The organism is Nocardioides sp. NPDC127514 (assembly GCF_040302125.1).
Taxonomy (GTDB): domain Bacteria; phylum Actinomycetota; class Actinomycetes; order Propionibacteriales; family Nocardioidaceae; genus Nocardioides.
In genome coordinates this window covers 40,708-58,284 of sequence record NZ_JBEORF010000008.1, presented here as the reverse complement: position 1 = coordinate 58,284, position 17,577 = coordinate 40,708, and the positions used below count along the sequence as shown (strand labels likewise).

The window sequence follows — 17,577 nt, the reverse complement described above, 5'->3', positions numbered from 1 at the left end:
ACTGTCCCGGTTACACACCCGTCAATTGGCGAGCTGATCGCCTGCCGGCTCCAGCAGGAAGAGCGGGAAGATCCGGGACGTGTTGGGCTGGTATTCGCCGTAGGTCGGCCAGGTCTTCACGGCGTAGTCCCACCACTCGTCGCGCTCGGCGCCGGAGAGCTCGCGGGCGACGTACGCCTTCTTGGTGCCGCCGTCCTGGAGCACCATGTCGGGGTACTTGCGGAAGTTGGCCACCCAGGCGGGGTTCTTGTCGCTGCCGCCCATCGAGGCGACCGCGAGGTAGCGGCCGTCGCGCTCGACGCGCATCAGAGGGGTCTTGCGGATCGCGCCGGTCTTCGCGCCGCGGTTGGTGATCAGGATGATCGGCTTGCCGTCGCGCTCGAGGACGTTGGCCTCGGCGCCGTTGGAGGCTTCGAACGCGGCCACCTGCTCGCGCACCCAGTCGGCCGTGCTCGGGACGTATTCACCTTGCAGTTCGGTCATGCCCACTACAACACGCCACGGCGACGCCTATTCCGAGAGGCCCGGATCAGGCGAGCGCCTTGTCGATCTCGCGGTCGAGATGCGACTTCGGCCGCGCCCCGACCAGCTGGAGCACGAGCTCCCCGCCCCGGAAGAGCAGCATCGTCGGCACCGCCATGACCCGGTAGTCGGCGGAGGTGGCCGGATTCTCGTCCTGGTTGAGCTTCACCACCCGCAGGCTCCCGACCCGCTCCGCGGCGATCTGCTCGAGGATCGGTGCGAGCTGGCGGCACGGCGGGCACCACTCGGCCCAGATCTCCACCAGCACCGGCGTCTCGGACATGAGTACGTCCTCGGCGAACCGGGCATCGGTGATGTCCTCGATCACGGCGGTCTGACTCATCGCTTCTCTCCTTCGGGGTTCGGTCGACCCGGGTTCGGTCGATAGGACTCGGCTTCGTGCAGCAGCCCGGCGAGCTCGCCGCGCAGGGCGGTCAGCTCGGTCACCCGCCGGTCGATCTCGGCGATGCGCTGCCGATAGGCCTCGAGCGAGGCCGGGCACAGGTCGGCACGGTCGTTGCCGGCGCGCAGACAGTCGACGAAGGGCAGCGTCTCCTCGGCCGTGAGGCCGAGCGACAGCAGGGCGCGGATCTCCCGCACCACCTGCACGTCCACCTCGGCATAGTCCCGATATCCGTTGCCTGCTCGCCGTGGCGTGAGCAGCCCACGCGACTCGTAGTAGCGCACGGCCTTCACCGTCACGCCGGCCTGATCCGCGAGCTCCTTGATCTGCACGCGTACGACCGTAGACCTTGACCCTGGGGGCAAGGTCAAGCCTGTGATCAGCGGGCCGGATAACCTCAGGGCCATGAGCGCCATCGAGGGAGTCTCCGACACGTTCGACCCGACCCGTTGGGACGCGGTGAAGGGCTTCGAGGATCTGACCGACCTGACCTATCACCGGGCCAAGGAGCACGGCACCGTACGCATCGCCTTCGACCGCCCCGACGTACTCAACGCCTTCCGCCCGCACACCGTCGACGAGCTCCTCCGCGTGCTGGAGCACGCCCGGACCTCCGCCGACGTCGGCTGCGTGCTCCTGACCGGCAACGGGCCTTCCGAGAAGAACGGCAAGCACTCGTTCTGCACCGGCGGCGACCAGCGCATCCGAGGCAAGGCCGGCTACCAGTACGAGGAGACCGAGGCGTACGCCGCCGGCCGGACCGGCGCGGAGGAGCCCACCCCGATCGACAAGGCCAAGCTCGCCCGGCTGCACATCCTGGAGTGCCAGCGACTGATCCGCTTCATGCCCAAGGTCGTCATCTGCGTCGTCCCCGGCTGGACCGCCGGCGGCGGCCACTCCCTCCATGTGGTCTGCGACCTGACGCTCGCGAGCGCCGAGCACGGGCGCTTCAAGCAGACCGACGCCGACGTCGGCTCCTTCGACGGCGGCTACGGCTCCGCCTACCTCGCCCGCCAGGTCGGCCAGAAGTTCGCCCGCGAGATCTTCTTCCTCGCCGAGGAGTACTCGGCCGAGGACGGCGTACGCATGGGCACCGTCAACCGCGCCGTCCCGCACGCCGAGCTCGAGGACGTCGCGCTCGAGTGGGGCCGCAAGATCAACGGGAAGTCGCCCACGGCCCAGCGGATGCTGAAGTACGCCTTCAACCTCCTCGACGACGGTCTCGTCGGCCAGCAGATGTTCGCCGGCGAGACCACCCGCCTGGCGTACATGACCGACGAGGCCCAGGAGGGCCGCGACCAGTTCCTGGAGAAGCGCGAGCCCGACTGGTCGCCCTACCCCTGGTACTACTGATACGACGCGACCACCCGGCGTCACCTGCCGGCCGACCTCAGACGCGTCACACAAGCTGCGTGATGCCAAAGACGGGCACGTGAGGTCACATGGACCGATGAGCTCGATCGAGACCCAGGCACGTCGGCCCCACCACCTCACCCTGGCGGAGCGGGCGTCGTTGGGCCGAGGGGTACGAGCGAAGGTCCCGCGTTCGGCGCACGGCGAGTGGCATCCGGCGCCCGACCGGGCCGACCCTGTCCGTCTCCTCGAGGAGCAGGGAAGCAGTCGGTTGCAGGAGCTCGTGCCGCTCCGCTACGGCCGGATGCTGGCGGACCCGTTCACGTTCTACCGTGGTTCCGCCTACCTGATGGCGGCAGATCTGGCGAGTGCGCCGCGTACGGACCTGACGGTCCAGCTGTGCGGCGATGCGCACCTGTCGAACTTCGGGTCGTTCGCAGCACCGGACCGGCGCCTGGTCTTCGACCTCAACGACTTCGACGAGACCTTGCCTGGCCCCTTCGAGTGGGACGTCAAGCGCATGGTGGCCAGCTTCGCGGTCGCGGGGCGTGACCGCGAGTTCGACGATGCCGAGCGCAGGACCATCAACCTGACGGCGGCCTCGTCCTACCGACAGGCGATGCAGGATCTGGCGCGGATGCGCAAGCTCGACGTGTGGTACGCCCGCTTGGATGTCGACGAGCTGGAGGCCCTGCTGAGCTCGCAGTTCACGGCCAAGCAGCTCAAGCGCTTCCGCAAGAACATGGCCAAGGCCCGGTCGACGAACAGCTTGAAGGCCTTCTCCAAGCTCGTGGAGATCGTGGATGGGCGTCCGCGCCTGATCCACGATCCTCCGATGATCGCCAGGATCCAGGAGCTGATGCCCGACAAGGAGTTTCACGAGGTCGAAGACACGCTCCATGCCATCCTGCACATCTACCGCCGGACCCTGCAGGGGGACCACCGACACCTGCTCGAGGGGTTTCGCTTCACCGACGCCGCACGCAAAGTCGTCGGGGTGGGCAGCGTGGGCACCCGCTCCTGGATCGTGCTGCTGGTCGGCAACGACGACCAGGATCCGCTCTTCCTCCAGGCCAAGGAGGCCCAGGCATCCGTCTTGGAGCCCTTCCTCGGCAAGAGCGCGTACACCAGCCATGGTCAGCGGGTCGTCGAGGGGCAGCGACTGATGCAGTCCGCGAGCGACGTGATGCTCGGCTGGGTGACGGCGAGCGGCTTCGACGGCATCGAGCGAGACTTCTTCGTCCGGCAGCTGTGGGACGGCAAGGGTTCGGCGATCGTGGAGGCGATGAATCCCGCTGCCATGACCGGGTACGCCCGGATGTGCGGGTGGACGCTGGCGAGGGCTCACGCACGCTCCGGCGACCCGGTCGCCATCGCGAGCTACCTCGGCTCTGGTGACCGGTTCGACCGGGCCATCTCGACGTTCGCCGAGGCCTACGCCGACCAGAACGAGCGGGACTACGCAGCACTGCGTCGTGCGGTCGACGACGGGAGGATCGTCGCCCAGAGTGGCTGAAGGTCGGTGGGCGATGTTCACGTCTTCTGGGTGACGACCGTGGACCCTTCCGTGCGAATGATGGGCCTCACGTCGTTCGGGGGCCGCGCCAGATCCCCATCAGCCGGCAACCCATCGAAGGAGTCTCCATGAAGCTCATCCCCGTCGCTGTCATGACATTGGCGTTGGCCACACCGCTGACCGGCTGCGGTGAGGACCAACCTGCTGTGTGCAGCTCCGTCGACGACCTCGAGGCGTCGGTCGAGGACGTGCGGGACATCGACGTGACCTCCTCGGGTGCGTTGGGCGAGCTGGAGAGCGGACTCGAGGCTGTCGGGTCGGACCTGTCCGAGGTCAAGTCCGACGCGAAGGCCGAGTTCTCCAGCCAGCTCGACACCGTCCAGGCCAGCTACGACGCGCTGTCGGCGAGCGTCGACGCGGCCAAGGCGAGCGTTTCCGCCGCCACGCTGAGCGCCGCCGCGACCGCACTTTCCACGTTCGGTAGCGACGTACGGACTCTCATCACGGACGTCCAGGAAACCTGCTGAGCACCCAGGTCTCGCCGATCGAGCGCGCCGTTTCAGCTGGGTGAGCCTGTCACCACTTCAGCTCGACCTCGAGCTCGCGCTCGTCGTCCCCGATCTCGACCTCCAGCTTGAAGTCGACCTCGTCGGGTACGCGCACCTTGAAGCGCAGCCCTTCTCTTTCGAACTCGATCTCGTTGTTGCGGGCGAGCGCGTCGGCCAGGGCATGCAGGCGAGCCGCGGCGTCCTCACGACGCAGCTTCGCTCGTTCCGTGACTTCCAGCAGGTCCATCTCGATCTCCTTGATGTGGCGTTGAGGCCGCTGATCTCGGCCGAGCGCGATTCGTGCCAGCTCGACAGATGGCACGATCGCAACCTATCCAATCGACGGGGAGACCAGCGTCATGCGGAACGCGTGAATCCCGCTCAACGCGGCAGCGCGGCGAGCTCGCTCAGCTCGCGCTGGTAGGCGCGGTAGGTCTCGCGCAGGTCCGCCGCCGGCCAGTCCGAGGGACGGAGCTCCACGGGGAGGAGCGGGTCGTCGCTGAGGTGGCGCACGATCGCGGCGGCTGTGGCGAGACGGAGCGCGGGCTGGGGCGTGGATGAGAGGAGCTCGAGCAGACGCTCGCCTTCGCGTGCCCAGCCGTCGAGATCCCACAAGGACTCGGCTAGCTCGGCCGGATCCTGCTCCGGTGTCGCGGTGAAGGTCTGGAGGACCGGATCCGAGAAGCGCGGACGCCGAAGGTTGGCCGGCCGGGCCCAGACCCCTTCGCGAAGCTCGGCGAGCCGGTGCGCCTTGAGCGCATCGCGCAGCACGGCGCGCTCGGGGCCGGGGCGGCCGGCAGTGACGACGATGGCCATCTCCCAGGAGCCGTCCCACGGCCTGTCCGCCGTGTGTACCGCCTCGTCCTGATGAGCCTGCCGCTGGACGAGCCGCTCGCCGAGCCGGTAGCCGGCCTCCGTCCTGCGCAGGTCGCCGTCGCTGACGGCGCGGGTGGCCGCGACCCGCACGGTCGCCGGGGCGATGCCGAAGAACTGGCCGGCGCGGGCGAGGTCGGCGGGGGTCAGCGGGTTCGGGTGGGCGCCGAGCATCAGGCTCAGGATGGTGGAGCGGGCCGAGAGCGGAGCCAGTTCATCGCGCACGGAAGCCACGCGGACATCCTCTCATGCAACACATCTCGACACGGCTGTGTCCGAATATGTAACATCGTGATGGATCACCCTCCATCAGCAAGGGGTAACGCATGACCAGCACGCACGAGGCCCACTCCACCCATGTGGTCACCAACCAGGTCCCGCCGTTGGTGGGCCACAACACGGCCGGTGACCCGGTCCTGCGGGAGGGTCTCGAGCGCGAGGGCGCCGCGTGGGCGCTCCCGGAGATCGACGAGCTGGGCCGCCTCGCCGGCACTGCCGAGGCGCAGGACTGGGGCCGCCTCGCCGAGCGGGTGCCCCCCCGTCTGCACACCCATGATCGCTACGGCCACCGCGTCGACGAGGTCGAGTACGTCCCGGCGTACCACCAGCTCATGCAGACCGCGGTCGAGCACGGTCTGCACGCCGCGCCCTGGGCAGATGACCGACCCGGCGCCCACGTCGCGAGGGCCGCCAAGTTCTACACCTGGAACGTCGACGCCGGTCACGGCTGTCCGATCTCGATGACCTACGCGGTGGTCCCGGCGCTGCGAGCCAACCCAGACCTGGCGACGAGGTTCGAGCCGCTGCTGACCAATCGGGAGTACGACTTCGGGCTGCGCGACCCCGAGACCAAGCGCGGTCTGATCGCCGGGATGTCGATGACGGAGAAGCAGGGCGGCTCCGACGTACGCGCCAACACGACGACCGCGACCTTGCAGACCGACGGCACCTATGTCCTGCGCGGGCACAAGTGGTTCACCAGCGCGCCGATGAGCGACCTCTTCCTCACGCTGGCCCAGACGGAGGCCGGCCTCTCCTGCTTCCTCGTGCCGCGCGTCCTGCCGGGCGGCGAGCGCAACGCGATGCGCTTCGTGCGCCTGAAGGACAAGCTCGGCAACAGGTCCAACGCCTCCTCCGAGATCGAGTACGACGCGGCGACCGGCTGGCTCGTCGGCGAGGAGGGCCGCGGGGTGCGCACGATCGTCGAGATGGTCAACATGACCCGCCTCGACTGCGTGATCGGCTCCTCGGCCGGCATGCGCACCGCGCTGACCATGGCTGCGCACCACGCCCGGCACCGCTCCGCGTTCGGCAAGCTGCTGATCGACCAGCCGGCGATGCGCAACGTCCTGGCCGACCTGCAGGTCGAGTCCGAGGCGGCGACGACCGCGATGCTGCGGCTGGCGGGCGCCAACGACCGGGCGGTCCGCGGCGACGAGGGCGAGGCCGCTCTGCGCAGGATCGCGTTGGCGGTCACCAAGTACTACGTCTGCAAGCGGGCGCCATTCATGGTCAACGAGGCCCTGGAGTGCCTGGGTGGGAACGGCTACATCGAGGACTTCGACGTCGCGCGCATCTATCGCGAGATGCCGCTCCTCTCGATCTGGGAGGGGTCGGGCAACGTGGCGGCGCTCGATGCCCTGCGAGCGCTGGCGAAGGAGCCGCACACCTTGGATGCGTTCCTGGCGGAGGCGGAGCTCGCTACCGGCGCCGACGCCCGCTACGACGCCGCGCTGGAACGGCTCAAGAAGGAGTTCACCTCCTTCGACGACCTCGAGATCCGGGCTCGGCGGATCGTCGAGCAGCTGGCCCTCGTCTTCCAGGGCTCGCAGCTCGTCCGGCGCGCACCGGCCCCTGTCGCCGACGCGTTCTGCTCCTCGCGCCTCGGCCGCGACTGGGGCGGCGCGTTCGGGACCCTGTCGCCGCGCGGCGACCTGACCGCGATCCTCGAGCGGGCGCTTCCGGCATGACGGTCGATGTCACCAAGGACGGTCCGGTCACGACGATCGGGATCAACCGTCCCGAGGTACGCAACGCCGTCGACCGAGCGACCGCGGAAGCCCTGGCGGCCGCGTTCGCGGAGTTCGACGCCGATCCCGATGCCGCCGTCGCCGTGCTGCACGGCGAAGGCGGCAACTTCTGCGCCGGCGCCGACCTGAAGGCGGTCGCCGGTGGTGACCCCAACCGGTTCGAGCCCGACGGGGACGGCCCGATGGGTCCTACCCGGATGCGGCTGAGCAAGCCCGTCATCGCCGCGGTCGCCGGCCACGCCGTCGCCGGAGGTCTCGAGCTGGCGATCTGGGCCGACCTGCGGGTCACGGAGGAGGACGCGGTCTTCGGTGTCTTCTGCCGACGATGGGGCGTACCGCTGATCGACGGCGGAACGGTCCGGCTGCCGCGTCTGATCGGTACGAGCAACGCCATGGACCTGATCCTCACCGGCCGCCCTGTCGGGGCGGAGGAGGCCCTGCGGATGGGGTTGGCCAACCGTGTCGTCCCACCCGGCCAGGCCCTCGCGGCCGCGCAGGACCTGGCCCGCCAGCTCGCCGCCTTCCCGCAGACCTGCATGCGCCACGACCGGCTCTCGGTGCTGGAGCAGGAGGGTCTCAGCGAGAAGGACGCCTTGGACGTGGAGTACGCCCATGGTGTCGTCTCGGTGACCGCGGACACCGTCGCGGGCGCGACCCGGTTCGCCGATGGAGCCGGGCGTCACGGCTCCACCGAGGCCGACTGACGGTCTCGGATCGGGTCAGCCGAGGGGGAGCGGGGAACTCTCCTTGGTGTTGCCGAAGGCGAAGGTCGTCTCGATCGAGGCGAGCGCCGGCATGGTGCGGAGGTTGTCGCGCAGGAACCTCTCGTAGGTCTCGAAGGACGGCGTGACGACCTTCAGCAGGTAGTCGTGGTCGCCGGCCAGAACGTACGCCTCGGTGATCTCGGGGATGGCGCGGAGGTGCTCCTCGACGGTCTCGACCGCGTCGGTCGTGTGGGTGGCCATCTTGATGCGTACGAACGCGGTGATGTCCATGCCGACGGTGTGCGGGTCGACGACGGCGCGGTAGCCGCTGATCACTCCGGCGTCCTCCAAGGCGCGTACGCGGCGCAGGCACGGCGAGGGGGAGAGGCCGACACGGTCGGCGAGCTCCTGGTTGGTCAGGCGGCCGTTCTGCTGCAGCTCCCAGAGGATGTGCTTGTCGGTCTCGTCGATCGTGCGCATGTTGGCAGATTCTGCCACCGAGGCGTATGAACGTGGCAGATCAGGCAATCATGTGCGCCTCGATTTTTCCTATCGTGGCGCGCTATGGGGATGCAACCGGGTGGTGGGAATCGGGCGCTGGCGGGATGGTCGGCGCTGGGGATGACGGTGGTGCTGTGGTCGTCGTTCGCGCTGAGCACGCGCGGCATCGGTGGGTCGAGCCTGACCGTCGCCGACGCGGCGTTCCTCCGGTTCGCGACGCCGGTGGTCCTGCTGGCTCCGCTGCTGCCGGGCACGTTCAGGGCTGTCCGCCGCGAGCGGCCGTACGTCCTCGCGCTGCTGCTCGTGGGCGGGCTCCCGCACTTCCTCGTGTTCGCGTTCGGCGCCCAGCTGACCAGTGCCGCGCTCACCGGGATGCTGGTCCCGGGCACCGTGCCGCTCTTCGTCACGCTGCTCGCGCTGGCGCGTGGCCGGGCCTCGATGTCGCCGCAGCGGGTGGTCGCGCTGGGACTCATCACCGCGGGGGTCGCGGTGAGCGGGTTCCTGGTCGGCGGCGGCGCGTCCCTGGGCGGGGTCGGGCTGCTGCTCGTCGGCGGGTTCGCCTGGGCGGTGTTCACGACCGGCCTGCAGCGTACGAGCCTGACGCTCCTGCAGATGGTGCTGACCGTCTGCACCGTCTCGAGCCTGACGGCGCTCGTCCTGACGTCGTTCGGCGCGATGCCGTCGCACCTGCTCGCGGGCACCGCTGAGCTCGACGACGTGCTGCTCCTCACCGTTCTCCAGGGCATCGGGACCGGTCTGATGTCGACGCTCTGCTACGCCTTCTCCGTCAAGGCGCTCGGCAGCGGACGGGCGTCGGTCGGTGGCGCGGTGAGCCCGGTGCTGACCGCCGTCGTCGCCGTACCGATCTTCGGGGAGCGCATCGGTGTCGGCCTCGCCGTCGCACTGGCCCTCATCGTGGCCGGCGTAGCCACCTTCAACCGGGTCTCCTCCGGCCGGGACGGCGGTTCAGTCGCCCGCCGGAACCACCATCGGCGTACCGGCGACCGGATCGGGCACGACGACGCACGGCAGCCCGAACGCCTTGTCGACGACCTCCGCGGTGACCACCTCGGCCGGTGGCCCCTCGGCGAGGATCCGGCCGTCGGCCATGACCACGAGGTGATCGCTGTAGCGGCAGGCCAGGTTGAGGTCGTGCAGCACTGTGACGATGGTGCGCCCGGTCTCCCGGTTGAGCGTACGCAGCAGCCGGAGCAGGTCGACCTGATGACTGATGTCGAGGTAGGTCGTCGGCTCGTCGAGCAGCAATAGATCGGTCTGCTGGGCGAGCGCCATCGCGATCCACACCCGCTGGCGCTGGCCCCCGGAGAGAGCGCGCAGCGGGCGGTCGACGAGCTCGCCGGTGTCCGTCGCCGCGAGGGCCTCGGCGACCGCCTCCTCGTCGCGCGCGCTCCAGTGGCGGAACCAGCCCTGGTGCGGGTGGCGGCCGCGCGAGACCAGATCGCCGACGGTGATCCCGTCCGGGGCGACCGGGCTCTGCGGGAGCAGGCCGAGGATCCGGGCGACCTCGCGGGAGCCGCGGTCGAGGATCGGGGTCCCGTCGAGCAGCACCTCGCCGGCGGACGGACGCAGCAGCCGGGCGAGGCCCCGCATCAGCGTCGACTTGCCGCAGGCGTTGGCGCCGACGATCGCGGTCACCCGCCCGTCGAGGACGTCGAGGTCGAGCCGGTCGACGACCACCCGGTCGTCGTAGCCCAGCGTGAGCTCGCGCGCCGCGAGCCGCGGCCTGATGGTGTCGGTCATCCGCCCATCCCTCTCCGGTTGGTGGTGGCGATGAGCCACAGCAGGTACGGCGCGCCGACGGCGCCGGTGACGACGCCGGTCGGGACCTCGACCGGCAGCAGGTTCATCGCGACGTAGTCAGCGACCAGGCACACGATCGCCCCAACCGCACCGGCGGCGACGATGCCGCCGCGGGCGCTGCCGAGCAGCCGGTCGGCGATCGGCCCGGCCACGAGGGCGACGAACGCGATCGGGCCGGCGACCGCGGTGGCCAAGGAGGTCAGCAGGACGCCGGTCGCGATCAGAGCGAGCCGGGTCGCCTCGATGCGTACGCCCAGACCGCGGGCGGTGTCGTCGCCCAGCTCGACGGCTCGGAGCAGCCGCTGGAGCAGCGGCACCAGCGGAACGAGGACGACGATGGCGACCAGCAGCGCGTTGTTCTCGGCGTCGCCGGCCTGCCCGATCGATCCGGTCAGCCAGTGCAGCGCGGCCCGGGCCTCGGTGAGCGAGGTGCGGGTGAGGAGATAGCCGGTGACGCCGGTGCAGAACGCCGCGGTGCCGATCCCGATCAGCACGAAGCGATAGCCGGTGATGCCGTCGCGCCAGGCCAGGACGTACATCACGGCGGCCGTGACCAGGCCGCCGCCGAAGGCCAGCAGCGGAATGCTCACCCCGCCGAGGGCAGGCACCGCGATGCCGGCGACGGCCGCGACGCTCGCGCCCGCGGAGATGCCGACGAAGTCGGGCGAGGCCAGCGGGTTGCGCAGCAGCTGCTGGAAGATCGTGCCGGCGGCGCCGAGGGCCAGCCCGACGCATACGGCAGCCTTGACCTGTGGACCGGTCAGGTCGCGCACGATGAAGTCGACCGCGGCGTGGTCGCGCAGGTGCAGCAGCGAGGCCAGCACCTGGTCGAGGCTGAGCTGGACCGAGCCGAAGCAGAGCGTGAGCAGGGCCAGGACGGTGGCGACGACGAGCAGGACAACAGGTACGACGCCCGCGCGGACCCGACGGCTGCGCCGCGTACGCCGCAGGGCCGTGACGGTCTGGGGCATGACGCTCATAGGTCCGCCAGCCGGGCATAGCGGACGAGGAGCACGAAGAACGGGGCGCCGATGATGCCGAGGACCACGCCGACCTGGAGCTCTCCGGTGCCGCCCAGGACGCGGCCGAGGACGTCCGCGCCGAGCAGCAGCAGGGCACCCAGCACCATCGAGTAGGGCAGGACCCAGCGATGGTCCGGACCGCAGAGGAACCGCGCCACGTGCGGCACCACCAGACCGACGAAGACGATGGGGCCGCACGCGGCGGTCGCGGCGCCGCAGAGCAGCCCGACCACCAGGAACGACAGGATGCGCGTACGTGTCAGGGAGACGCCCAGCCCGCGCGCGGCGTCGTCGCCCAGGGCCAGCGCGTTGAGCCAGCGTCCGCACAGCAGCGCCAGGACGATGCCGACCAGCAGGAACGGAGCCACGCCCGTCACGATCGGGGCATAGCGGCCGGCCAGCGAGCCGACCTGCCAGAAGCGGTACTGCTGCTGGGCGTCGAGGTCGGTGAGCAGCAGCCCAGTCGTCACCGCGGTCAGCCCGGCCGTGATCGCGGCCCCGGCGAGGGCCATCTTCACCGGCGTCGCGCCGTCGCGTCCGAGCGAGCCCACCGAGTAGACGAGCACGGTCGCCGCGATCGCCCCGGCGAACGCCGCGACGACGTGGAACCCGAGCGAGCCGATGCCGAGCAGGGTGATCGAGCCGACCACGGCGAAGGCCGCCCCGGCGTTGACGCCCATGATCCCCGGGTCGGCGATGGCGTTGCGGGTCAGGCCCTGCAGCAGGGTGCCGGCGAGCCCGAGAGCCGCGCCCGCGAGGAGTCCGAGCACGGTCCGGGGCACCCGCAGGCGTACGGTCACGGTGTCCTCGACCGACGAGGCGCTGGTGAAGTGGCGGAAGGCGTCGAGGACCTGACTCAGTGCGATGTCGCGCGACCCGAGGGTCACGCTGAGGAAGGCGAGGACGGGCACGAGCGCGACGAGCAGCAGCAGGCCGACGGCGAGCCCGGAGGCTCGCCGTCGTACCGGTGCGGGTGTCGCGGTGGCGACAGAACTGGTCACCGGATGGTCTCCGCCGGAGTCAGTCGCCGATGGTGTCGTCGACGTCGGCCAGGTCGGCGGTCAGCTTGGTCAGGGCCTCGGCGTAGTCGCCGTAGGTGTGCAGCCAGAACGCGGGCCACTCGATGACCTGGCCGGCCTGGGCCGCGCGGATCGACGTCCAGGTCGGCTGGCCCTCGGCGGTCTTCTTGGCGTCGACGAAGGTGCGGCTGTCGATCAGCAGGACGTCGGGCTGGTACTTGTCGGCGTTCTCCCAGCTCAGGTTCTCCCAGTAGGGGAAGTCCGGGTCCGGCGAGTCCGGCGTGACCACCTGCAGGCCCCACTCGGTGAAGTCCAGCAGCTCCGGGGCGTACTCCGGGTTGGCGGCGTAGAGCAGGTCGTCGGCGGGGGAGACCGCGAGCGCGGTCAGGTCCTTGTCCTTCATCTCGGTGATGAAGCCGTCGCGGGCTTTCTCGAAGGCCGCCTTGTCCTTGGCGCCCTGGGAGTCCTCGACGTCGGCGCCGAGGCTCTCGGCGAGATCCTCGTAGCCCTCGGCGAGGTTGAGGATCGAGCCACCCTGGGACGGGCCGACCACCGGAGCCAGCTCGGCGAGCTTCTTGCTCTTCGCCTTGGTGCCGTTCTCCAGCCCCGAGTGGGCCTTCTCCGCCGGCCACCAGTCGGCGACGATCAGGTCCGGGCTCAGCGTGGACGCCTTGGCGACGTCGATCGAGCCCCACTCCTCGCCGAGCACCTCGATGTCGGTCAGGTCCACGCCGTCCAGGTTCGGGTCGGTCTCGACCGGCTCGTCGGCGTAGATGCCGACCGGGCGGATGCCGTAGGAGATCAGCGCGGCGGCCGCCGGTGCGTGCGCGATGATCCGGGTCGGTGCCTCGTCGAGCTTCACGACCTCACCCGAGCCGTCGGTGAAGCTCCACGGACCGTCGGGAACCGAGGACGCACCCGAGGCCGGTTTCGCGCCGTCGTCGTCGGCGATGTCGGAGGAGCAGGCGGACAGAGCCAGGACCAGGGCAGCGGCCGTGGCGGTGACGAGGTGGGGTCTCATGAGGTGAGGCTAACCTAATTTCACCTCGGGTGGGATGGAGATCGTCGACTAGGAAAGTGCCCGGCGTGCGGTGTCGAGGAACGTACGGAACGACTCACGGTCCTCGGGTCCGAGCTCGGCCAGCATCTGCTCCTCGAGCTCTTCGACGCGCGGGTCGTACGCGTCGAGGAAGGCGCGGCCCTCGGTGGTGAGGCTGATCAGCATCCGGCGCCGGTTGTCGGGGTCGATGCGACGCTCGATGAGGCCACGGCGCTCGAGGGCGCCGATGAGATCGGCGGCCGACTGGGCGCGTACGAACGAGGCGCGAGCCAGGTCGGCGGCGCTCATCGTGGGGCGGCGCTCGAGCACCGAGAGGGCGGTGTACTGCAGGGCCGTGACCCCTGATTCCTTCAGGACGGCGTCGAGGCGGGCTCGGGTCGCGAGCTCGAGCTGCTTGACGACGTAGAGCAGCAGGGGTGCGTCGGTCATGCGGTCATTCAAGCATCGCTTCGCTTGCGGGCGGCGCCTACTTCTGCGATTATCAGGATTCCTGTCAATCATGAGGAGTTCATCATGCTCGGAGCCCCCCTGCCCGATGCCCTGCGGGCAGAGCGCGTCGACGACATCGCGGTGCTGACGCTCGCCCGGCCCGCGAAGCGGAACGCGCTCAGCGACGAGGCGGTGCTCGGGATCGAGCGGTTCTTCGACAGCCTCGAGCCGGACGTACGCGCCGTCGTCATCGACGCGGACGGCGACCACTTCTGCGCCGGGCTCGACCTGTCCGAGATGACCGAGCGGGACACCCTCGCCGGGGTCAGCCACTCGCGGATGTGGCACCGGGTCTTCGAGAAGATCGAGTTCGGGCCGGTCCCGGTCGTGGCGGCGCTGAAGGGCGCCGTGGTCGGGGGCGGGCTCGAGCTCGCCGCCGCCGCGCACATCCGGGTCGCGGAGGAGTCCACCTTCTACGCCCTGCCCGAGGGACAGCGCGGGCTCTTCGTCGGCGGCGGCGCCTCGGTGCGCGTCCCGCGGCTCATCGGGGTCTCCCGGATGGCCGACATGATGCTGACCGGCCGGCGCTACGACGCGCAGGAGGGGCTGGGGCTGGGCCTGAGCCAGTACGTGGTCGCCGACGGCACCGGCCGCAAGACCGCCCTCGAGCTGGCCGGCCGGATCGCCCAGAACGCGCCGCAGACCAACTTCGCCGTCGTGCAGGCGCTGCCGCGCATCGCCGAGGCCAACCCGCGCGACGGCTTCCTGATGGAGTCGCTGATGGCCGCGATCGCCCAGGGGACCAACGATGCGAAGGGGCGGATGCAGGACTTCCTCGACGGCCGGGCCAGGAAGGTGACGGACCAGTGAGCACGACCCAGCAGCAGATCGAGCAGGGCGACATCGTCTGGACGCCTCCGGAGGACGTGCTCTCCACCTCCCGCGTCGGTGAGTTCCTCGCCTGGCTCGCCCGCGAGCGCGACCTGGAGATGACCACCCACGAGGAGCTGTGGCGCTGGTCGGTGACCGACCTCGACGGCTTCTGGTCGGCGGTGTGGGAGTTCTTCGAGGTGCGGTCGCATGCTCCGTACGACACCGTTCTCGCCTCGCGCGAGATGCCCGGAGCGCGCTGGTTCCCGGGAGCGCTGCTCAACTATGCCGAGCATGCGCTCGGCACCGACGAGGATCTCGACCGGGTCGCGGTGCTCGGTCGGTCGCAGACGCGTGACGACGTCGAGCTGACCTTCGGCGACCTGCGCGACCAGGTGGCCCGGACGCGCGCCGCCTTGGAGCGCCTGGGCGTACGCCGCGGCGACCGGGTCGCCGGCTACCTGCCCAACATCCCCGAGGCCCTGGTCGCCTATCTCGCCACCGCCAGCCTGGGCGCGACCTGGGCGAGCTGCGCCAGCGAGTTCGGGCCGCGCAGCGTGATCGACCGCTTCGCCCAGATCGAGCCGGTCGTGCTGCTGGTCGCCGGCGGCTACCGCTACGGGGCCAAGGACATCGACCGGCGTGCCCAGGTGGCTGAGATCCGGGCCGAGCTGCCGTCAGTGCGCCATGTGGTCGACGTCGAGTACGGCCCGCATCGCGTCGAGGGCGCGCTCTCCTGGACCTCCCTGCTCGACTCCGAGCCCGGGGCGGAGCTCGTCTTCGAGCCGGTGCCGTTCGACCACCCGCTGGTGGTGCTCTTCTCCTCCGGCACGACCGGCCGGCCGAAGGCGATCGTCCACGGCCACGGCGGCATCCTGCTCGAGCACCTCAAGAACCATGCGCTCTCCTGGGACATGGGGCCTGAGGACCGGATGCTCTGGTTCTCCACCACCGCCTGGATGATGTGGAACGCGCTGGTCTCCTCGCTCCTGGTCCGCTCCTCGATCGTCATGGTCGACGGCAACCCGATGCACCCCGACCTGACCTGGCAGTGGCGGCTCGCGGCGTCGACGGGGGCGACGGTGATGGGTGCCAGCCCGGGCTTCGTGATGGCCTGCCGCAAGGCCGACGTCGACCTGAAGGACCTTGGTAACCTGCGGGTTCGCGTCCTCGGCTCGGCCGGGGCGCCGCTCCCGCCCGAGGGCTACGCCTGGCTGCGGGACCAGCTTCCGGGGGCGCAGATCAACGTCGGCAGCGGCGGCACCGACGTCTGCTCCGGCATCGTGCAGAACAACCTGCTGCTCCCGGTCTACGCCGGCGAGATCTCGGGCCGCTGCCTCGGCGTCGACGCCCACGCCTACGACGAGTCCGGCCGCCCGGTCACAGGCGTGCTCGGCGAGCTCGTCATCACCTCGCCGATGCCCTCGATGCCGGTCGGCTTCTGGGGCGACGAGGACGGCAGCCGCTATCGGAGCGCCTACTTCGACCACTATCCCGGCGTCTGGCGTCACGGCGACTGGATCCTCTTCCACGACAACGGCAGCTGCCACGTGGCCGGTCGCTCCGACGCGACCCTCAACCGTGGCGGCGTACGCCTCGGCACCGCCGAGTTCTACCGCGTCGCCGAGGAAGTGGACGGTGTCGCCGACTCGCTGGTCGTCCACCTCGAGGACCCCGACGGGGGCAACGGCGAGCTGCTGCTCTTCGTGGTCACCGACGCGGGCACCCGCCTCGACGACGCGCTCCGGGCCCGACTGATCCGCGCGCTGCGGTCGGCGCTCTCCCCGCGGCACATCCCCGACCAGGTGATCGAGGTGCCTGCGGTGCCACGCAACCTCACCGGCAAGAAGCTCGAGCTGCCGGCCAAGCGCATCCTGCAGGGCGTACGTCCTGAGGACGTCGCCAGCCGGGACGCGCTCGCCGACCCGGCGTCCCTGGACCCATTCGTCGCGCTGGCGACCTCGGGCGCGCTGAGCAGGAGGACCGTATGAGGAGCGGAGAGGACGTTCGTACGCTCGGGGTCGTCGGCACGGGCGCGATCGGGGTCAGCTGGGTGGTGCTCGGGCTCGAGCACGGGCTCGACGTGGTCGCCTGGGATCCGGCCGAAGGCGCCGAGGAGCGGCTGCGGGCGCAGATCCCCGAGGGATCGCTGCGGTTCGCGAACAGCCTCGCGGAGGTCGGCGCGGCCGCCGACCTGGTGCTCGAGAGCGGACCCGAGCGGCTGGACGTCAAGCGCGAGATCTTCGCCGCGCTCGACGCGGCGGCCGCTCCCGACGTACTGCTGACCAGCAGCTCCTCGGGGCTGATGCCGAGCACGTTCCAGGACGCCTGCACCCATCATCCGGAGCGGGTGCTCGTCGCGCACCCGTTCAACCCGCCGCACCTGGTGCCGCTGGTCGAGGTCGTGGGCGGATCGGCGACGTCGACGAAGGCCGTCGAGGCGGCCCTGGACACCCTGCGCCACCTGGGCAAACGTCCCATCCACATCCGCCGCGAGGTGCCCGGGCACGTGGCCAACCGGCTCCAGGCGGCGCTGTGGCGCGAGGCGTACCACCTCGTCGACCAGGGCATCGTCTCGGTCGCCGACATCGACACCGCGATCGCCGACGGCCCCGGGCTGCGCTGGTCCCTGCTCGGTCCCTTCGCCACCCAGCACCTCTCCGGCGGCCCGGGCGGGCTGGGGCACGTGCTCGAGCATCTCGGCCCGCCGATGGTCGAATGGTGGGACGACCTCGGTCATCCGGAGCTCACCGCAGGGCTGGTCGAGAAGCTGGTCGACGGGGTCGACGAGGAGCTCGACGGCACCTCTGCCGAGGACCTCGTCGGGCGCCGGGACCAGGCGCTGCGGCGACTGCTGGAGATCAAGACCGACCTCGGGCTCGGCTGAGCCCACGAGACGAACGAGG

The 17,577-nt window shown here is 70.3% G+C and carries 19 protein-coding genes and 1 pseudogene; 9 read left to right on the top strand and 11 right to left on the bottom strand.

Annotated elements, in window-relative coordinates; translation table 11 throughout:
* Positions 1–21: 21 nt before the first annotated feature.
* The 3 genes from ABTX24_RS08155 to ABTX24_RS08145 are packed head-to-tail and all read right to left on the bottom strand — an operon-like array spanning position 22 to position 1,257.
* Complete coding sequence (locus ABTX24_RS08155) at positions 22–483, bottom strand: nitroreductase family deazaflavin-dependent oxidoreductase (protein ID WP_350838725.1); 462 nt, start codon at positions 481–483, stop codon at positions 22–24.
* 46 nt (positions 484–529) lie between these two features.
* Positions 530–865 (bottom strand): thioredoxin, encoded by a 336-nt coding sequence (gene trxA / locus ABTX24_RS08150; RefSeq protein ID WP_350838723.1) that lies wholly within the window; start codon positions 863–865, stop codon positions 530–532.
* Positions 862–1,257 (bottom strand): MerR family transcriptional regulator, encoded by a 396-nt coding sequence (locus ABTX24_RS08145; protein ID WP_350838721.1) that lies wholly within the window; start codon positions 1,255–1,257, stop codon positions 862–864. Before ABTX24_RS08145 ends, trxA begins: the two co-directional genes overlap by 4 nt.
* A gap of 73 nt (positions 1,258–1,330) precedes the next feature.
* On the opposite strand from ABTX24_RS08145, the gene ABTX24_RS08140 reads away from it, so the two are divergent.
* The 3 genes from ABTX24_RS08140 to ABTX24_RS08130 all read left to right on the top strand — a co-directional run bounded on the left by ABTX24_RS08140 (position 1,331) and on the right by ABTX24_RS08130 (position 4,321).
* A complete protein-coding gene (locus ABTX24_RS08140) occupies positions 1,331–2,278 on the top strand; it encodes a 1,4-dihydroxy-2-naphthoyl-CoA synthase (RefSeq protein WP_160026462.1) in 948 nt (315 codons plus the stop codon).
* 97 nt (positions 2,279–2,375) lie between these two features.
* On the top strand, positions 2,376–3,794 hold the full coding sequence (locus tag ABTX24_RS08135; RefSeq protein WP_350838719.1) for a DUF2252 domain-containing protein: 1,419 nt from the start codon (positions 2,376–2,378) through the stop codon (positions 3,792–3,794).
* A gap of 128 nt (positions 3,795–3,922) precedes the next feature.
* Complete coding sequence (locus tag ABTX24_RS08130) at positions 3,923–4,321, top strand: hypothetical protein (RefSeq protein ID WP_350838717.1); 399 nt, start codon at positions 3,923–3,925, stop codon at positions 4,319–4,321.
* 49 nt (positions 4,322–4,370) lie between these two features.
* Here the strand turns inward: ABTX24_RS08130 and ABTX24_RS08125 are convergent, their stop codons facing one another.
* Positions 4,371–4,664, bottom strand: a complete 294-nt coding sequence (locus ABTX24_RS08125; RefSeq protein ID WP_201451189.1) for an amphi-Trp domain-containing protein — start codon at positions 4,662–4,664, stop codon at positions 4,371–4,373.
* 59 nt (positions 4,665–4,723) lie between these two features.
* A complete protein-coding gene (locus ABTX24_RS08120) occupies positions 4,724–5,449 on the bottom strand; it encodes a PaaX domain-containing protein, C- domain protein (RefSeq protein WP_350838715.1) in 726 nt (241 codons plus the stop codon).
* Positions 5,450–5,541: 92 nt separating this feature from the next.
* On the opposite strand from ABTX24_RS08120, the gene ABTX24_RS08115 reads away from it, so the two are divergent.
* The gene (locus ABTX24_RS08115; protein ID WP_350838713.1) at positions 5,542–7,185 is read left to right on the top strand and encodes an acyl-CoA dehydrogenase family protein; all 1,644 of its coding nucleotides are present in this window, start codon (positions 5,542–5,544) and stop codon (positions 7,183–7,185) included.
* Positions 7,182–7,949, top strand: coding sequence for a crotonase/enoyl-CoA hydratase family protein (locus ABTX24_RS08110; RefSeq protein WP_350838711.1), 768 nt, complete (start codon positions 7,182–7,184; stop codon positions 7,947–7,949). The genes ABTX24_RS08115 and ABTX24_RS08110 overlap by 4 nt, the downstream gene beginning before the upstream one ends.
* Positions 7,950–7,964: 15 nt before the next feature.
* Here ABTX24_RS08110 and ABTX24_RS08105 read toward each other — a convergent pair whose 3' ends face one another.
* Complete coding sequence (locus ABTX24_RS08105) at positions 7,965–8,429, bottom strand: Lrp/AsnC family transcriptional regulator (protein WP_350838709.1); 465 nt, start codon at positions 8,427–8,429, stop codon at positions 7,965–7,967.
* Between the two features lie 84 nt (positions 8,430–8,513).
* Between ABTX24_RS08105 and ABTX24_RS08100 the strand changes: the two are divergent.
* Positions 8,514–9,326, top strand: a pseudogene (locus tag ABTX24_RS08100) (DMT family transporter); the annotation flags it as partial.
* A 90-nt stretch (positions 9,327–9,416) separates the two neighbouring features.
* Here the strand turns inward: ABTX24_RS08100 and ABTX24_RS08095 are convergent.
* From ABTX24_RS08095 to ABTX24_RS08075, 5 genes are read right to left on the bottom strand one after another with little or no spacing between them, the layout of a single operon-like run.
* Complete coding sequence (locus tag ABTX24_RS08095) at positions 9,417–10,211, bottom strand: ABC transporter ATP-binding protein (RefSeq protein WP_350713589.1); 795 nt, start codon at positions 10,209–10,211, stop codon at positions 9,417–9,419.
* Positions 10,208–11,242, bottom strand: a complete 1,035-nt coding sequence (locus ABTX24_RS08090; RefSeq protein WP_350838707.1) for a FecCD family ABC transporter permease — start codon at positions 11,240–11,242, stop codon at positions 10,208–10,210. The genes ABTX24_RS08095 and ABTX24_RS08090 overlap by 4 nt, the downstream gene beginning before the upstream one ends.
* A gap of 5 nt (positions 11,243–11,247) precedes the next feature.
* Positions 11,248–12,294 (bottom strand): FecCD family ABC transporter permease, encoded by a 1,047-nt coding sequence (locus ABTX24_RS08085; RefSeq protein ID WP_350838705.1) that lies wholly within the window; start codon positions 12,292–12,294, stop codon positions 11,248–11,250.
* 19 nt (positions 12,295–12,313) lie between these two features.
* Positions 12,314–13,333, bottom strand: coding sequence for an ABC transporter substrate-binding protein (locus tag ABTX24_RS08080; RefSeq protein ID WP_350838703.1), 1,020 nt, complete (start codon positions 13,331–13,333; stop codon positions 12,314–12,316).
* Positions 13,334–13,381: 48 nt separating this feature from the next.
* Positions 13,382–13,801 carry a MarR family winged helix-turn-helix transcriptional regulator gene (locus ABTX24_RS08075; RefSeq protein WP_160026473.1) on the bottom strand — a complete coding sequence of 140 codons (420 nt, stop codon included), beginning with the start codon at positions 13,799–13,801 and terminating at the stop codon, positions 13,382–13,384.
* 84 nt (positions 13,802–13,885) lie between these two features.
* On the opposite strand from ABTX24_RS08075, the gene ABTX24_RS08070 reads away from it, so the two are divergent.
* From ABTX24_RS08070 to ABTX24_RS08060, 3 genes are read left to right on the top strand one after another with little or no spacing between them, the layout of a single operon-like run.
* Positions 13,886–14,671 (top strand): crotonase/enoyl-CoA hydratase family protein, encoded by a 786-nt coding sequence (locus tag ABTX24_RS08070; RefSeq protein WP_350838701.1) that lies wholly within the window; start codon positions 13,886–13,888, stop codon positions 14,669–14,671.
* A complete protein-coding gene (locus tag ABTX24_RS08065; protein WP_350838699.1) occupies positions 14,668–16,662 on the top strand; it encodes an acetoacetate--CoA ligase in 1,995 nt (664 codons plus the stop codon). The genes ABTX24_RS08070 and ABTX24_RS08065 overlap by 4 nt, the downstream gene beginning before the upstream one ends.
* The gene (locus ABTX24_RS08060) at positions 16,659–17,558 is read left to right on the top strand and encodes a 3-hydroxyacyl-CoA dehydrogenase NAD-binding domain-containing protein (RefSeq protein ID WP_350838697.1); all 900 of its coding nucleotides are present in this window, start codon (positions 16,659–16,661) and stop codon (positions 17,556–17,558) included. Before ABTX24_RS08065 ends, ABTX24_RS08060 begins: the two co-directional genes overlap by 4 nt.
* The last annotated feature ends 19 nt before the right edge of the window (positions 17,559–17,577 follow it).

Excerpts from the sequence above, each read along its gene's own strand:
- ABTX24_RS08115 (WP_350838713.1), top strand. The coding sequence starts at position 5,542 with ATGACCAGCACGCACGAGGCCCACTCCACCCATGTGGTCACCAACCAG.
- ABTX24_RS08080 (WP_350838703.1), bottom strand. The coding sequence starts at position 13,333 with ATGAGACCCCACCTCGTCACCGCCACGGCCGCTGCCCTGGTCCTGGCT.
- ABTX24_RS08095 (WP_350713589.1), bottom strand. The coding sequence starts at position 10,211 with ATGACCGACACCATCAGGCCGCGGCTCGCGGCGCGCGAGCTCACGCTG.
- ABTX24_RS08075 (WP_160026473.1), bottom strand. The coding sequence starts at position 13,801 with ATGACCGACGCACCCCTGCTGCTCTACGTCGTCAAGCAGCTCGAGCTC.
- ABTX24_RS08140 (WP_160026462.1), top strand. The coding sequence starts at position 1,331 with ATGAGCGCCATCGAGGGAGTCTCCGACACGTTCGACCCGACCCGTTGG.
- ABTX24_RS08110 (WP_350838711.1), top strand. The coding sequence starts at position 7,182 with ATGACGGTCGATGTCACCAAGGACGGTCCGGTCACGACGATCGGGATC.
- trxA (WP_350838723.1), bottom strand. The coding sequence starts at position 865 with ATGAGTCAGACCGCCGTGATCGAGGACATCACCGATGCCCGGTTCGCC.
- ABTX24_RS08135 (WP_350838719.1), top strand. The coding sequence starts at position 2,376 with ATGAGCTCGATCGAGACCCAGGCACGTCGGCCCCACCACCTCACCCTG.
- ABTX24_RS08060 (WP_350838697.1), top strand. The coding sequence starts at position 16,659 with ATGAGGAGCGGAGAGGACGTTCGTACGCTCGGGGTCGTCGGCACGGGC.
- ABTX24_RS08155 (WP_350838725.1), bottom strand. The coding sequence starts at position 483 with ATGACCGAACTGCAAGGTGAATACGTCCCGAGCACGGCCGACTGGGTG.
- ABTX24_RS08070 (WP_350838701.1), top strand. The coding sequence starts at position 13,886 with ATGCTCGGAGCCCCCCTGCCCGATGCCCTGCGGGCAGAGCGCGTCGAC.
- ABTX24_RS08090 (WP_350838707.1), bottom strand. The coding sequence starts at position 11,242 with ATGCCCCAGACCGTCACGGCCCTGCGGCGTACGCGGCGCAGCCGTCGG.
- ABTX24_RS08130 (WP_350838717.1), top strand. The coding sequence starts at position 3,923 with ATGAAGCTCATCCCCGTCGCTGTCATGACATTGGCGTTGGCCACACCG.
- ABTX24_RS08105 (WP_350838709.1), bottom strand. The coding sequence starts at position 8,429 with ATGCGCACGATCGACGAGACCGACAAGCACATCCTCTGGGAGCTGCAG.